This is a genomic window from Amycolatopsis heterodermiae, assembly GCF_034929455.1.
Classification (GTDB): Bacteria; Actinomycetota; Actinomycetes; order Mycobacteriales; family Pseudonocardiaceae; genus Amycolatopsis; species Amycolatopsis heterodermiae.
This window is the reverse complement of record NZ_JAYFSI010000006.1, coordinates 222,141-235,742: the sequence shown is the minus strand read 5'-3', so window position 1 is coordinate 235,742 and position 13,602 is coordinate 222,141. Positions and strand designations below refer to the sequence as shown.

Genomic DNA, 13,602 nt, shown 5'->3' with positions numbered 1-13,602 from the left:
GTGCCCCGAGATTCGGCCGTTCCCCTTCCGGTGGGCTATCGGCGCGCTATCGGTGCCCGCTCGCGTGCTGGGCGACGTCGGCGAGGAGCCGCTCGGCCCGGCGGGTGTGCTCGGCGGCCGTCGCGGCGTCCTCGGCCAGCTCGCCGAGCCGCCGGTGGGCCCGGGCCTGCAGGTGCCGGTCGCCGGTCACCCCGGCCACGGTGACCGCCTCGGTGAACCGGGTGACGGCCGTGACGGCGTCTCCCGCCGCGACGGCGACGCGGCCCTGGCCGAACAGGGCGTACCCGACGCCGATCCGGTCCCCCAGACCGGAAGCGATCTCCAGGACCCGGTCCACCGCCACCCCCGCGGCGCCGACGTGCCCGGCGGCCAGCTCGACGTCGGCGCTGCGGTAGAGGATCTGCGCCTCGGTGCGCGACGCGCCCGCCTCCCGCGCGAGCCGCAGCGCTTCGGCCACCTGGCCGGCGGCGTCGCCGAGCGCGCGGTCGTCGAGGTCGAGGCGGGCGAGCTCGGACCGCGCGTGCGCTTCGCCGCTGCGGTCGCCGGCCGCGTGCAGGAGCGGCAGCGCCTCGGTCGCGCACGCGCGGGCCGCGGCGAGGTCGCCGTTCAGCCGCCGGACGGTGGCGAGCTGCCGCAGCGTCGCGCCCACGCCGTGGCCGATCCCGGCGGCGCGGAACCCGGCCAGCGCGGGTTCGAGGACCCGGGCCGCATCCTCGGGGCGGCCCTGGTGGACGAGCAGCGCACCCAGGGAATGGCGGGCCGCGGCGGCGCCGGCCGCGTCGCCCGCGCGGTCCGCCGCCGTGATCGCGAGCTGGGCGATCTCCCGCCAGTCGTCGAAGTAGCCGCGGATCTCGAACAGGGCCGCGGCCGTGACGGCCAGTTCCCAGCACAGGTCGTCCCACTCCGCGGCCGCCGCCTCCCGCACCGCCGCGACGAGCGCGAAGCGTTCTTCGTCGACCCACTGCAACGGCGCCCGGCGGACGACGGCCGTCGCCGAAGCCGGCGGCTCCCGGCGCGGCGCGCTCCCGCGCAGGTCGAGCCGGTCGCCGAACTCGGGACGCCGGGCCTGCTCGGCGAGGCCGAGCCAGCCCGCGCCGAGGCGGCGCAGGGCCGCCGCGTGCTCGGCGACGCCGTCCTCGGCGGAGGCGCGCTCGGTCGCGAAGACCCGCACGAGGTCGTGGAACCGCCAGCGCCGCGACAACGCCGAGGACGGCGCGCCGTCGGCGATCAGGTTGGCTTCGAGCAGCTCCGCGAGCGCGTCCTCGGCCGTGACGTGCGGGACGTCGAGCAGCGCGCCCGGCGCCCAGTGCGGCAGGTCGGGGTGCTGCGGGGTGGCCATCCGGCGGAACAGGGACCGGGCCGGCTCGCTCAAGCCGTGGTAGGACAACGCGATCGTCGACCGCAGCTGGACCCCGCGGAAGGACAGCTCGTCCAGCCGCCGCTTCTCGTCGGTCAGCCGGTCCAGCAGGTCGCCGAGCGCCCAGTGGTCGCGGGACGCGAGCTTCGCCCCGGCGATGCTCAACGCGAGCGGCAGCCGGTCGCACGCGGCGACCAGCGCCTCGGCCGCCTCCGGCTCGGCGGTCAGCCGGTCTTCGCCGACGAAGGTCGCGAGCAGCCGCAGCGCGACGTCGTCCTCGAGGACGTCGAGCTGGACGCCGGCCGCGCCGGGCAGGCCGGTGAGCCGCGCCCGTGACGTCGTGAGGACCGCGCAGCCGGCCGAACCGGGCAGCAGCGGCAGGACGTCCGCCTCCCGACGGACGCCGTCGAGCACCACGAGGACCCGCCGGCCGGCCAGCCGCGTGCGGTACAGCTCGGCGCGTTCGCGCGGGTCCCGGGGCAGCAGCTCCTCGGCCATGCCCAGGGCACGCAGGAAGCTGCCGAGCACCCGCGCCGACCAGGTCGTGCTGTCCTCGGCCGAGTCGTCGTGCAGGTCGGCGTAGAGCTGCCCGTCCGGGAAGTGCGCGGAGAGCTCGTGCGCGGCCCGCACCGCCAGCGCCGACTTGCCCACTCCCCCGGCACCGGAGATCCCGACGACCCGCACCGCGAACGGCGTCTGCGGGTCGGCGGGCCCGCACAGCCGCGCGCCGATGGCCCGCAGCGCGGCGTCGCGGCCGGTGAAGTTCGCGGCGGGCGCGGGCAGCTGGCGCGGCACCGGCGTCGCGACGACGGCCTGGACGGCGGGCTGCTCGCCGGCCAGGATCGCGGCCTGCAGCTCCCGCAGCTCGGGTCCCGGTTCGACGCCGAGCTCGTCGACCAGGACGTCCCGCGCCCGCCGGAACGCGGTCAGCGCCTCGGCCCGGCCGCCGCCGCGGTGCAGCGCCCGCATCAGCAGCAGGTGCAGGTTCTCCCGCAGCGGGTGCTCGTCGACCAGGGCGGTCAGTTCGGGCAGGACGTCGTCGCCGCGCTCGAGCCGGGCGCGGACGCGCTGCTCGACCAGGTCCAGCCGGCGTTCCGCGAGCCGGGTGGCCGCGCGGGTCAGGGCCTCGCTGTCCAGGCCGGCGAACGCGGGCCCGCGCCACAGCGCGAGCGCCGCTTCGCAGGCGTCGTCGTCCGTCCGCGCCCGCACGGCCAGCTCCGCGAAGCGGGTCAGGTCGAGGTCGTCGGCGGCGACGTCGAGCCGGTAGCCCGGGGCCCGGGTGGTGATCGTCGCGAACCCGCCCGCGTCCCGCAGCCGGCGGCGCAGCGCGGACACGCAGATCTGGACCTGCGAGCGGGCCGTCGCCGGCGGCTGCTCGCCCCAGAGCGCGTCGACCAGCCGGTCGGCCGCGACTTCGCGGTTGGCGTCGAGCGCGAGGACGGCCAGGACGACGGACTCCCGCGGGCTGCCCACCGGCGCGGCCGGGGACCCGAGTTCGGCGGGCCCGAGCAGGCGGAGTCGCGGCGGGGCGGTGGGCTCGGTCATCACCACCAGTGTCGTCCATAGCGGATCGATAGCGGCAGGATGGGCCACCCGGCGAAGGTGGTTCCCGTCACCGACGAACCCGAGGAGTGGTCCGCATGTCCGAAGTGGAAACGCCGCACGAGCTGGTGCTCACCGACACCTTCCCGGTGCCCCGCGACGAGGTGTGGGCGGCCTGGACCGACCCCGAGCGGTTCGCGAGCTGGTGGGTCGGCCCCGGCTTCCGCACCCACGACCTCGTCATGGAGGTCGAGCCGCGCGGCCGGTTCGCCGCGACGCAGTCGTCCGAAGCGGGCGACTTCGCGATGCCCTTCGCCGGGTTCTACGTCGACGTCGTCCCGAACGAGCGGCTGGTGTTCGGCCTGAGCGACAACCCGTCGCCCGACGAGCCGCAGCGCACGGAGATGACCGTGACGCTGACCGACGTCGACGGCGGCACCCGGCAGGAGTTCCGGCAGACCGGCGTGGTGACCGACGAGCACTTCGCGGCGCTGGAGGCCGGGACGCGGGTCTTCTTCACCCAGCTCGGCGCGCACCTGACCGGGCGGGGCTGAACCCGGTCTCACAGCCCGGCCAGCTCGCGCCGTTTGATCTTCCCCGACGGCGTCGCGGGCAGCCGGTCGACGAACCGGACCAGCCGCGGCCGCTTGTACGGCGCGAGGTGCGGGGTCGTGAACGCGATCAGCTCGTCGGCCGTGGCGGTCTCGCCGGGACGAAGCACGACGTACGCGCAGGCGAGCTCGCCCTTGACCGCGTCGGGCACCGGCCCGGCGGCGACCATCGCGACGGCCGGGTGCCCGGCGAGCACGCGCTCGATCTCGGCCGGGTAGACGTTGTAGCCGCCGGTGATGATCAGGTCCTTCTTGCGGTCGACGACGAACAGGTGCCCGGTGGGGTCCCGGTAGCCGAGGTCGCCGGTGCGCAGCCAGCCGTCCGCGCCGATCGTCTCGGCGGTGGCCCCGGGCCGGTCGTGGTAGCCGAGCATCACGACCGGGCCACGCACCATCAGCTCGCCGCGGACGCCGTCCGGGGCGTCGCGGGCCGGGTCGCCGAGATCGGCGACGCGGATCTGCACGCCGGGGTAGGCGACGCCGATGGAGCCGAGGACCTCGGGCGCGTGCGGGCTGTGCGTGGTGGCGTGCCCGGACAGCTCGGTCATCCCCCAGACCTGCAGCAGCGGCGCACCGCTGCGGTCCTGCCAGGCCCGCATGGTCGTGACGGCGATCGTCTGGCCGCCCACGGTGCTGCGGGTCAGCGACGAGAGGTCGGCGGTCGCGAGGGCCGGGTCGGCGAGCAGCATCGCGTACATCGCGGGCACGCCTTCGAACATCGTCGCGCGGTGCGCTTCGATCGCGGCGAAGACGTCCTCGGGCGAGAACCGCTCCCGCAGCACCACGGTCCCGCCGGCGCAGAACGTGCTGTGCACGGCGACGTTCCCGTAGACGTGCGGCAACGGCAGCGCGGTGACGACGACGTCGTCTTCGCGGCGGGCGTGCATCGTGGCGGTGAGCGCGCAGTTGACCAGGACGCCGTACTGGCTCTGCACCGCGCCCTTCGGGTGGCCGGTGGTGCCGGAGGTGTAGGCGATCGTGCACGGACCGGCACCGTCCACTTCGGCCGGTTCAAGAGGTTGTGCGTCCAGGAGGTCCGCGAACCCGACGGCGTCGCCGCCGTTGTCGAGGTCCACGACGAGCCGGACGCCTTCGACGCGCTCCTTGAGGGCGCTGGTCGTGATGACGGCCGCGGCTCGGCAGTCGCCGGTGACGTAGCGCAGTTCTTCGGCGGTGAGCAGGGCGTTGGCCGGGTTCACGATCGCGCCGGCCCGCAGGACGCCGTGGTAGGCGGCCAGCCATTCCCAGCGGTTCGGCGCGTACAGCGTGACGACGTCGCCGGGCGTGATCCCGCGGTCGCGCAGGCCGCCGGCCACCGCGGCCGCGGCCGTGTCCAGCTCGCGATAGGTCAGCGTGCGCGTTGCGGTGATCAGCGCGATCCGGCCGGGGTGGCGCCGCGCGGCTGTGCGAAGGATGTCGGCGGGGCCGGTCATGGGACGGATCCTAAGCCGGGCACCGGGGACGGGTCCCCGGCCTCGACCGGTACCGGCCGGTCTCGGGCGCGGGGGTCTATGCGGGACTCGGCAGGAGTGCCAGGCCGCCGAGCTCCCCGGAGGGGAGGATGACCATCCGCAGGCGTTGCGGGCTGGTGGCGAACGGGAGCGTGACGTCCGCGACGACGGCTCCGGACGCGGCTATCTCGTGGTGGGCGATCAGGATCTCCCCGGCCGGGCCGGCGGGCCGGATCTTGCTCGTCCAGACGCGTTCGAGTTGTTCAGGGGTGATCTTGGCGCGGGCCTGCGGGGCCAGCCGCGCGTGCACCTGAAGGTGTTGTCCGTCCAGGAAGGCGCGGGCGACCGCGTGGGCGTCGTCCCGCCAGGAGGGCCACGGTTGCGGCGTGCCGGCTTGCCGGGGATCCTCGCCGGCCAGCGCCAGCTGCGCGGCTTGCTTGAGGTGCGACGAGTAGGCCGGGCTGCCTTGGCTGCTGACGAGGATCGCGACGGCCCGTTCGCGCCCGTGATCGACGGCGACGCAGGCGCTGAACCCACCGGTGCCGCCGCTGTGCTCGCGCACGCCGCCCGGACGGACGATCCAGGCGAGGGCTTGTTCCGCGCCGTCGTCGACCCGCAGCACGGGGGTCTGGGCGAGCGTGATCGCCGTGCCCAGCGCCGTCTTCGGCGGGAACAGGCAGGCGCGGGCGTAGCGGGCCAGGTCCTCGATCGTCGCCTCGACCCCGCCGGCGCCGAGCGGATGGTCCCAGTGGAGCACCTCGCGGCCGTCGGCGTGGCCGGGCAGCAGGGTGCCCGCGCCGCATGACCCCACCCCGGAGTGGGTCATTCCCAGCGGGTCCAGCAGGCGCTCGGTGACCAGTGCCGGGTAGTCGTGCCCGCTCGCGCGGTGCAGGATCAGGCCGAGCAGCTGGTAGCCGAGGTTGGAGTAGCGCCAAGGGTTTCCGGGCGTCACCCTCGCCTGGCGCAAGCCCTCCTCGGCACGGTCGAAGCCGTAGCCGGCCCAGGGATTGCGTGGATCGCCCTGGCCGATCCGAAGGTTCGGCGCCGTCGAAGGCAGGCCGGAGGTGTGCGTGGCCAGCTGGCGGAGCGTGATCGCGCCGTTTTGACCGGCCGACAGCCACCGCCCGATCTCGTCGTCCAGCCGCAGGGTGCCGTCCCCGGCCAGCAACGCCAGCAGGGTCGCCGTCATGGTCTTGGTGACCGAACCGATCTCGAACCGCCGATCCGCGGCGGTGGTCGTCGGGGTGACCGCGGTGGCCGTCTCGGCGCGGTCGAGGGCGGCAGCCGCGAACACCACCCCTTCCGTGCCGGACGAGCCGCTGAGGGCCTCGGTCAGCGAGTGGGCCGCCTGGCGGGTCCAGGTCATGGTCGCTTCCTTCCGGTGATCGGTGGATCAGCGCACCGGCGCGGGGTGGTCCGGGTGGGACGCCACAGGCTCGGCGAGTGCCCGGTAGACGGAGGCGACCGAAGGGTGCCGTCCGGCGTTCTTGCCGGTCCTGATGGTCAGCTGCCGGGCGATGTCGGGAACGGACACGCCCTGGCCGTGCAGGCGGCGGGCGAGGGCGAGCATCTCCTCGTCCAGGGCCTTCGGCCGGCCGCTGCGATGTCCCTTGGCTGTGGCCGCTTGCTGGCCTTCCCGGGTTTTCTCCCGGACGTGGTCCCGGTCCAGGTGGGCCGCCGCCGCGAGGACGGCGAACAAGGTCTGGCCCGGCCCGTTCGGGTCGTGGATCCCGGCGAGCGGGCCGGTCAGCACTTCGAGCTCGAGGCCGGCGGCCTCGACCTCGGCGGACACGGTGATCAGCTCGGCGGTGGTGCGCGCGAGCCGCTTCAGTTCGTGCACGGTCAGGATCACGGTCCGGCCGGGCGCCGCTCGGGTGCTCCCGATGGCCAGGGCCTTCTCCAGTTCGGCGCGTGTCTTGATTCGGGCGCCGACCTGCTCGGCGAAGACGTGGTCGCACCGCGCGGTTGTGAGAGCGCCGAGTTGGCGGTCCAGGTCCGGTGACGCGGGCGAACAGCAGGCGTACCCGATGCGGATCGGCGTGCCTGCTTCGCCTGTTGTTCGAGCGGGGCCGCCTTGCCAAGGACGCCCCGGCCCGCGGTCGTCCGGGACGTCGACCTCGTGCGCGTCACGCAGCGCGGGAATGAGGAGAAACCGCGGCGTGTGGTACTTGAGCGCGGTGGTGCCGCTGCGGTTACGGCACGGGCTGCCGGCCGGGACGCCGCAGGTGGGGCAGTCGAGTTGCTCCGCTGCCGAGGCGGCTTGGTCCGGGGTCAGATCCACACCGCAGACTCTCGCAAAACTGTCTATCAAAAGTCAAGACGCCGGCCAGTGACTCCCGGGTCAGGGCAGCACGTGGTAGGTCAGGTGCATGACCGAGTCGGCTGCTCGCGACTCCACCTGCCGCAGATTCATCGGCGGGACGCCGTCGAACAGCCGCGTCCCGGCACCGAGCGTGAGCGGCACGATGTGCAGCCGCAGCTCGTCGATCAGGCCGGCGGCGAGGTACTGGTTGACGGTGGTCGCGCCGCCGTGGATGGAGATGGCGCCGTCCCCGACCGCTTCGCGGGCGCGTTTCAGCGCGGCTTCGATTCCGTCGGTGACGAAGTGGAACGTGGTGCCGCCGTCCATCGGCTGCGGATCGCGCGCGTGGTGGGTGAGCACGAAGACCGGGCCGTGGTACGGCGGGTTGTCGCCCCACCAGCCGTTCCACTGCCGGTCCCACTCGCCACGGACGGGGCCGAACATGTTGCGCCCCATGATGAACGCCTTGGCCGCGGTCCCCCGGTCGAGCTCGACCCGGTTCTCCTCGGCGGCGGCGTACCAGGCGTGCAGCTTGTCACCCCAGCCGTCTCCGCCGTCGTCGCCGAACGGCCGTTGCTCGCTCTGGTTGAGCCCCGCCGAGTAGCCGTCGAGCGAGATCGTCAGATCGCAGGTCACCCTGCCCAGCCGCGTGGTCATGTGCGTTGCCCTCCTCGTGGCGACCTGCTGTCACGTGCCAGCATGGAGATGACGACGCATGACATCCAATGCCAATTCCGCCCGGAATACATCGATATCCTTGATCCATGCTCACCCTGCTCCAGCTCAAGGTTCTGGCCGCGGTGGCCCGGCACGGCTCGGTCACCGAAGCAGCGGTGGAGTTGCACTACTCCCAGCCGTCGGTGAGCCACCACCTGGCCCGCCTGGAAGCGGCCACCGGCGTCAAGCTCGTTCAGCGGATCGGCCGCGGGATCCGGCTGACACCCGAAGGGCAGCTGCTGGCCGGCCGGGCCGCCGAGATCCTGGGCCGGGTCGACGCGGCGGCCGGCGAGCTGGCCGCCCAGGTCGGCCTGCAGGCCGGGCGGGTCCGGCTGGCCGCCAACGCGTCCACGCTGAGCACCATCGTGCCCACGGCGGCCGCCGCGCTGGCCCAGGCCCACCCGGGACTCCAGCTGAGCGTGTTCGACCGCCACCCCGTCGAGGCGCTCCACATGCTGCGCCACGGCGAGGTCGACGTCGCCCTCGTCTACCGCTACGCCGACGCCCCCGTCGAGGAGGAGGGCTTCCGCCTCGAGCACCTCGGCGACGACCCGATCCACCTCATCAGCCGGCAACCCGGCGACAGCCTCGCCAACCACCGCAACTCCGCTTGGATCGGCGGTTGCGACCGGTGCCAGGACGAGCTGAACGCCGTGTGCCGGCAGGAGAACTTCACGCCCCGCATCGCCTCGCACAGCGACGACATGGTCGTCGTGCAGTCCCTCGTCGCCGCCGGCATCGGCGTCGCCACCCTGCCCGGCCTCGCGCTCGAAGCCCACCGCCGACCCGACATCCACACGACCGAACTCACCGGCCACCACCGCCGGCTCCACGCCGCCACCTACGGCGACCCACCCGACCCACCCGCGGTGACCGCCGTACTGGCCGCCCTTGCCGACGCAACCGGGTCCCGCCGGAACAAGAGGTGATCAGCTTCGAGCGCGGCCGCCGAGCTATGCATCGTGAAGCTCGCCCGGATAGGGAATCTTGATACCGGTCCAGAGCGGTAACAGGTTGCCTCGACGCACAACTGTCCCCTCGTCGCTGACTGTCGTCGTGTAATGCTGGCCGCTCTGGTCCGTGTAGGCGATCCCGAAGCTGGTCACGCCGGGCGCCATCCTGGTTCGGTAGACCGGCGGAATCCGCTCCGCTCCGCCGACCGGAATGGGCTGCAGGTGAACGGGATGAAACCAGCTCCCACCGACGTCCGCATCGGCGGACAGCGGAATCCGCTGCTCATCACCGTCAGACCGCCAGCTCGCCAAGAACACGTTCAACGCCGGTCCCCAGCCGACGTTCGTCACCCGGATTCCGCCGTCCGGCTCTCCGAAGGACACGAGAACGGGCATCCGCTGCTGCCGCGCACGCTCGTCTTCGGCGCGTCGGGCCGTCCGGAACAAGGCCACGTTGACCACGACGGCAACCAAAGCGATCACGGCGCTCGCGACCGCGGAGAGCGAAGACCAAGCCATCACCGTTACTCCCGTCAGTCGACTAATTCATCCAAGGCCGCCCACCAGCAGGACGCGCAGACCGTGAGCGTGGTCCAAAGCGTTGCTGACCAGTTCTGTCGCCAGCAGCAACGCGTCCTCGACACAGTCGCTCGCCGCGCCGCGCAACACAACGCCACGGCCCGCGGCGCCCTCCACGTTCGCGCCGGATTCAAACCTCAAGGCGGCGAGAGTTTCCCCACGTCGCTTGCCCCGTGACGTTCTTCGGTTGGCCGGGTCCATTCGGTGTCCAGGTAAGCGGGAGCCTCCCGCCAAGCCAGCCCCGAAGGAGTCCCCATGACCAACCCGGCCACCACCACCAGCAACGCCGCGAAGACCCCGGCCCACTCCGACGCCACCGTCGTCGAGCGCGAGACCGGCGCTCTCTCCTCCGCGCACGGCGTCACGACCATCTCCGACGTCGTCGTCCAGAAGGTCGCCGGCCTTGCCACCCGCGAGATCGCCGGGGTGTACGCCCTCGGCGGGAACGCCTCGCGGGCCTTCAACGCCCTGCGCGAGCGCATTCCCGGCGCGACCGCCTCCTCCAGCCAGGGCGTGGCCGTCGAGGTCGGCGAGCGCCAGGCCGCCATCGACCTCCAGATCCTCGTCGAGTACGGCGTCTCCATCGCCGACCTGGCCCGTTCCGTGCGACGCAACGTCATCAACGCGGTCCAGACGATGACCGGGCTCGAGGTCGTCGAGGTCAACCTCACCGTCTCCGACGTCCACCTCCCCGGCGACGACGAGGGCGACGACACCGCCACCGTCACCGGCCGCGTCCTGTGACCCCCGGCGTCGAGATCGACGCCGCCGTCCTCGCCACGCTGGTGACGGCGCTCCCCCAGGTCGCCGCCCTGCACGACGGCCACTTCGGGGAGATCGCGACGCTGCTGCCCGGACGCCGGGTCCCCGGCGTCCGGATCCGGCCCGGGGAGATCACCATCGGCGTCACCGGCCGCTACCCGGCCACCGTCGCCGAGATCGACGCCGCGGTCCGCGTCGCGATCGGGCCGGCCGACCGGCCGGTGCACGTCCACGTCGGCGACATCGCCGCCCCCACCGCGACCCTCGTGGCCGCCGTCGTTCAGGAGTTCCCGTGAACCACACCCACCTCGGCCTGCTGACCGGCCTCGTCCTGGGCCTGGCCGCCGCGTTCGGCGGCTTCTGGGCCTTCCTCCTCGTGCTGGTGCTCGGCGGCCTCGGCCTGCTGGTCGGCCGGTTCCTCGACGGCAAGCTCGACATCGCCGCGCTGTCCGGCCGGGATCGGGGCTGAGCAGGCCATGACCGCCACGACCGAGCGCATCGCCGCGGACGACCGCGGCACGCTGACCATCGCGGATTCGGCCGTCGAGCGGATCGCCGCCCACGCCGTCACCGAGGTCGACGGCGTGGGCGGGGCCGCCACCCGTGTCCTGGGGGTGGCGGTCGGCGGCGAGACCCTCGACCGCAGCGCCAAGGTCACCGCGACGGTCACCGGCGGCACCGCCACCCTCGCGGTCCGGCTCTCGGTCGGCTACCCGCAGTCGGTCCGCAAGACCACCGAGACCACGCGCGACCACCTCACCCGCCGGGTCGGGGACCTGACCGGCCTGAGCGTCGAGCGGGTCGACATCACCGTGACCGCCCTGCACACCGAGACCGCCGAAACCCGGAGAGTCCTGTGAAACGCCGTCCCCGCCGCAGCACCCCCGCCGCACTCGTCGCGGTGGTCCTGCTCGCCGGGTGCGTGCTGGCCGCCGTCGTCGCGATCCAGACGATCTTCGGCCAGGCGCCCTGGATCAGCTACTCCGGCATCGCCGACCGGCTGCACGCCACCCACTGGAACGACCTCGTCCCGGTGCTCGCCGGCGTGGCGGCCGGCGTGCTCGGGCTCGTGCTGCTCGCGGCGGCGTTCCTGCCCGGCAAGCTCGTCGTCCTCCCGCTGCAGGGCGAGACCGATTCGGGTGCTTCCCGGCGCAGCTACCGCTCCACGCTGCGGGCCGCGGCGTCCGATGTGGACGGTGTGGCCGCCGCGACGCTGAAGGTGAAGCGCCGCAAGGTCATCGCCCGGGTCCGCACGGCGCGGACGAACGTCGAAGGACTGCCCGAGGCCGTGCGCACCGCGATCGAACGGCGGCTCGCCCAGATCGCCCCCGCCACCACGCCCGCCGTCAAGGTCCGGGTCACCTCCACCAGGAGCACGTCATGAGCCTCAACCGCCCGGCCCGGCTCAACCGCACGCTGCTCGCGCTGTTCGGCCTGGTTCTGCTGGCCGCCGGCGGGTTCGCCGTCGCCACCCACTTCGGGAAGCTGACGCTCCTCTCGCCGGACTCCGCGCTCACGCCCGGCACGTCCGCACCCCCGGCCTGGGTCTGGTACGTCGTCGCGGCGGCCGCGATCGTCGTCGGCCTGCTCCTGCTGCGCTGGCTGGCCGCGCAGCTCGCGCGGAAACCGAAAACCCACACCTGGCGCTTCGAGACCGACCCGGACCGCGGCCGGACCGAACTGGCCGCCGCGACCGCGGCCGCGCCGTTCCTCGCCGAGGTAGAGACCTATCCCGGCGTCCATGCCGCACACGCGACGCTCGCCGGCACCCACGACGACCCTGCGCTGGCGCTGGTGCTGAGCGTCGAGCAGGACGGCGACCCGAGCGCCCTCCGCGACCGGCTCGAAACCGAGGGCCTGCCGCGCCTGCGCCAAGCCCTCGACCTCGACGTCCTCCCGGTCACCATCGAATTCCGCTTCACCACCAAGACCGGCGCCCGCACGCGTTAGCCGTCACGGTGCCGGGCCACCTGGCACTCATGCCTTGTCGAGGCGGGGGTAGAGCACCTCCTCGACCAGCAGCAGGAGCGCCGCGGCGACCGGGATGGAGACCAGCGCCCCGATGATGCCCAGCAGGGCGCCGCCGATCAGCACCGCGACGACGGTGACCAGAGCGGGTACCTTGAGCGCGTTGCCGATGATCTTCGGCACCAGCAGGTAGTCCTCCACCAGCCGGTAGACGAGAGCGAAACCCACGGTCGCGAGAAAGACCGGCAGCGACACCGTGAGCGCCACCAGGCAGATCAGCACCCCGCCGATGATCGACCCCACCACCGGGATCAGATCCAGCACCGCGACGGCGATGGCCAGCAGCGCCGCGTACGGCACCCCGAAGATCAGCAGCCAGATCAGCGTGAGCACCCCGGCGATCACCGAGACCGCCAGGTTGCCCAGGACGTAGCCACCGACCTTGGCGAAGATGTCGTCGCCGATGAGGATCGCCCGCGGCCGGCGGGAATGCGGGATCAGCCGGTACATCGTGGAGCGGATGCGAGGCAGGTCGAAGACGAAGTAGATGGTCAGCACGACCACGACGAGGCTGTCGGTCAGGACGCCGAAGACGGCCTTGCCCGCGCCCAGCACGCCGCTGGTCAGGCCGCCGCCCGAGGAGAGCGCCGACCCGATCGCCTGCTGCAGGTGGAACCGCTCGTTGAGCCGGCCGAGGAAGGTGTTGTGGTCCTGGGCCTCGCGCAGGTACTCCGGGGCCTGGTCGACCAGGGCGGTGGCCTGTTCGACGATGACGGGGATCGCCGCGGCGAGGAACCCGCCGATCGCGGCGAATGCGACGACGAACACCGCGGTGACGGCCAGCCAGCGCGGGAAGCGGTGGATGACCAGCCACGACACCACGGGCTCCATGCCGATGGCGAGGAACAGGGCCAGCCCGACCAGGACGAGGATCTGCTCGGCGCCGGCGAGGAGCTGGATCAGGCCGTAGGTCACGGCGACGCCGGCCGCGGCGGCCATGCCGATGAAGAACGGCGACCGACGGTCGAGCCGCTTGCCGACCTGGCCCAGGGGCTGATCCGGGGTGCTGATCTGGGCGGCTTCGGCTTCGGCCTCGGCGACCGTGCCTTCTTCGTCTTCGCTGTGGGGCTGCCCGACCAGCGGGTGGTGGCCTTCGGCAGCGGGGTCGGCGGGGGACGTCAAGGGGCACCGCACTTGTCTCGCACCGGACGGTGCGCGGAGGAAGGCCGGCTCGATCGTGGGGACCGATCTGCGCGCTGATGATCGGCTGTGGGCTCAACCTCGGGCAGCGTAGCGATCACCGGCCGGACGTGGACCCGGCGGCCTGCGGCCGTTACGAGGATGGCATCCGCGATCGCCG

Annotated in this window: 16 protein-coding genes; 8 read left to right on the top strand and 8 right to left on the bottom strand. The window is 73.2% G+C overall.

All coding sequences use genetic code 11. The features are described 5' to 3' along the window. Positions 1-46 precede the first annotated feature (46 nt). Positions 47-2,902, bottom strand: coding sequence for an AfsR/SARP family transcriptional regulator (locus VA596_RS26025; protein ID WP_323330770.1), 2,856 nt, complete (start codon positions 2,900-2,902; stop codon positions 47-49). A 95-nt stretch (positions 2,903-2,997) separates the two neighbouring features. Between VA596_RS26025 and VA596_RS26020 the strand changes: the two genes are divergently transcribed. Beyond that, positions 2,998-3,453, top strand: a complete 456-nt coding sequence (locus VA596_RS26020) for an SRPBCC family protein (protein ID WP_323330769.1) — start codon at positions 2,998-3,000, stop codon at positions 3,451-3,453. Positions 3,454-3,461: 8 nt separating this feature from the next. On the opposite strand, the gene VA596_RS26015 is transcribed toward VA596_RS26020, so the two are convergent. The 4 genes from VA596_RS26015 to VA596_RS26000 all read right to left on the bottom strand — a co-directional run bounded on the left by VA596_RS26015 (position 3,462) and on the right by VA596_RS26000 (position 7,920). Further along, entirely contained in the window at positions 3,462-4,943 is a 1,482-nt protein-coding gene (locus VA596_RS26015) for a class I adenylate-forming enzyme family protein (RefSeq protein WP_323330768.1), read from the bottom strand. A gap of 76 nt (positions 4,944-5,019) precedes the next feature. Further along, positions 5,020-6,327, bottom strand: a complete 1,308-nt coding sequence (locus VA596_RS26010; RefSeq protein WP_323330767.1) for a serine hydrolase domain-containing protein — start codon at positions 6,325-6,327, stop codon at positions 5,020-5,022. Between the two features lie 27 nt (positions 6,328-6,354). Then, positions 6,355-7,242: a recombinase family protein gene (locus tag VA596_RS26005; protein ID WP_323330766.1), complete on the bottom strand. Its 888-nt coding sequence runs from the start codon at positions 7,240-7,242 to the stop codon at positions 6,355-6,357. Between the two features lie 60 nt (positions 7,243-7,302). Next, positions 7,303-7,920 carry a dihydrofolate reductase family protein gene (locus tag VA596_RS26000; RefSeq protein WP_323330765.1) on the bottom strand — a complete coding sequence of 206 codons (618 nt, stop codon included), beginning with the start codon at positions 7,918-7,920 and terminating at the stop codon, positions 7,303-7,305. Between the two features lie 107 nt (positions 7,921-8,027). On the opposite strand from VA596_RS26000, the gene VA596_RS25995 reads away from it, so the two are divergent. Then, positions 8,028-8,909, top strand: a complete 882-nt coding sequence (locus VA596_RS25995) for a LysR family transcriptional regulator (protein WP_323330764.1) — start codon at positions 8,028-8,030, stop codon at positions 8,907-8,909. Between the two features lie 24 nt (positions 8,910-8,933). On the opposite strand, the gene VA596_RS25990 is transcribed toward VA596_RS25995, so the two are convergent. Beyond that, positions 8,934-9,452, bottom strand: coding sequence for a hypothetical protein (locus VA596_RS25990; protein WP_323330763.1), 519 nt, complete (start codon positions 9,450-9,452; stop codon positions 8,934-8,936). Positions 9,453-9,479: 27 nt separating this feature from the next. After that, the gene (locus VA596_RS25985; protein WP_323330762.1) at positions 9,480-9,653 is read right to left on the bottom strand and encodes a hypothetical protein; all 174 of its coding nucleotides are present in this window, start codon (positions 9,651-9,653) and stop codon (positions 9,480-9,482) included. A gap of 114 nt (positions 9,654-9,767) precedes the next feature. On the opposite strand from VA596_RS25985, the gene VA596_RS25980 reads away from it, so the two are divergent. The 6 genes from VA596_RS25980 to VA596_RS25955 are packed head-to-tail and all read left to right on the top strand — an operon-like array spanning position 9,768 to position 12,224. Further along, positions 9,768-10,256 (top strand): Asp23/Gls24 family envelope stress response protein, encoded by a 489-nt coding sequence (locus VA596_RS25980; RefSeq protein WP_323330761.1) that lies wholly within the window; start codon positions 9,768-9,770, stop codon positions 10,254-10,256. Next, positions 10,253-10,570 (top strand): hypothetical protein, encoded by a 318-nt coding sequence (locus tag VA596_RS25975; RefSeq protein WP_323330760.1) that lies wholly within the window; start codon positions 10,253-10,255, stop codon positions 10,568-10,570. The genes VA596_RS25980 and VA596_RS25975 overlap by 4 nt, the downstream gene beginning before the upstream one ends. Continuing rightward, a complete protein-coding gene (locus VA596_RS25970; RefSeq protein WP_323330759.1) occupies positions 10,567-10,743 on the top strand; it encodes a DUF2273 domain-containing protein in 177 nt (58 codons plus the stop codon). The genes VA596_RS25975 and VA596_RS25970 overlap by 4 nt, the downstream gene beginning before the upstream one ends. 7 nt (positions 10,744-10,750) lie before the next feature. Beyond that, positions 10,751-11,134, top strand: coding sequence for an Asp23/Gls24 family envelope stress response protein (locus tag VA596_RS25965; RefSeq protein ID WP_323330758.1), 384 nt, complete (start codon positions 10,751-10,753; stop codon positions 11,132-11,134). Then, positions 11,131-11,658, top strand: coding sequence for a DUF6286 domain-containing protein (locus tag VA596_RS25960; RefSeq protein WP_323330757.1), 528 nt, complete (start codon positions 11,131-11,133; stop codon positions 11,656-11,658). Before VA596_RS25965 ends, VA596_RS25960 begins: the two co-directional genes overlap by 4 nt. Then, on the top strand, positions 11,655-12,224 hold the full coding sequence (locus VA596_RS25955; protein WP_323330756.1) for an alkaline shock response membrane anchor protein AmaP: 570 nt from the start codon (positions 11,655-11,657) through the stop codon (positions 12,222-12,224). Before VA596_RS25960 ends, VA596_RS25955 begins: the two co-directional genes overlap by 4 nt. 27 nt (positions 12,225-12,251) lie before the next feature. Here VA596_RS25955 and VA596_RS25950 read toward each other — a convergent pair whose 3' ends face one another. Beyond that, positions 12,252-13,424 (bottom strand): AI-2E family transporter, encoded by a 1,173-nt coding sequence (locus VA596_RS25950; RefSeq protein ID WP_323330755.1) that lies wholly within the window; start codon positions 13,422-13,424, stop codon positions 12,252-12,254. Between the last annotated feature and the right edge of the window lie 178 nt (positions 13,425-13,602).

Bases quoted from the DNA above. Each gene is read 5' to 3' on its own strand.
- VA596_RS26015 (WP_323330768.1), bottom strand. From the start codon at position 4,943: ATGACCGGCCCCGCCGACATCCTTCGCACAGCCGCGCGGCGCCACCCC.
- VA596_RS26010 (WP_323330767.1), bottom strand. From the start codon at position 6,327: ATGACCTGGACCCGCCAGGCGGCCCACTCGCTGACCGAGGCCCTCAGC.
- VA596_RS26025 (WP_323330770.1), bottom strand. From the start codon at position 2,902: ATGACCGAGCCCACCGCCCCGCCGCGACTCCGCCTGCTCGGGCCCGCC.
- VA596_RS26000 (WP_323330765.1), bottom strand. From the start codon at position 7,920: ATGACCACGCGGCTGGGCAGGGTGACCTGCGATCTGACGATCTCGCTC.
- VA596_RS25980 (WP_323330761.1), top strand. From the start codon at position 9,768: ATGACCAACCCGGCCACCACCACCAGCAACGCCGCGAAGACCCCGGCC.
- VA596_RS25955 (WP_323330756.1), top strand. From the start codon at position 11,655: ATGAGCCTCAACCGCCCGGCCCGGCTCAACCGCACGCTGCTCGCGCTG.
- VA596_RS25965 (WP_323330758.1), top strand. From the start codon at position 10,751: ATGACCGCCACGACCGAGCGCATCGCCGCGGACGACCGCGGCACGCTG.
- VA596_RS25995 (WP_323330764.1), top strand. From the start codon at position 8,028: ATGCTCACCCTGCTCCAGCTCAAGGTTCTGGCCGCGGTGGCCCGGCAC.
- VA596_RS26020 (WP_323330769.1), top strand. From the start codon at position 2,998: ATGTCCGAAGTGGAAACGCCGCACGAGCTGGTGCTCACCGACACCTTC.
- VA596_RS25990 (WP_323330763.1), bottom strand. From the start codon at position 9,452: ATGGCTTGGTCTTCGCTCTCCGCGGTCGCGAGCGCCGTGATCGCTTTG.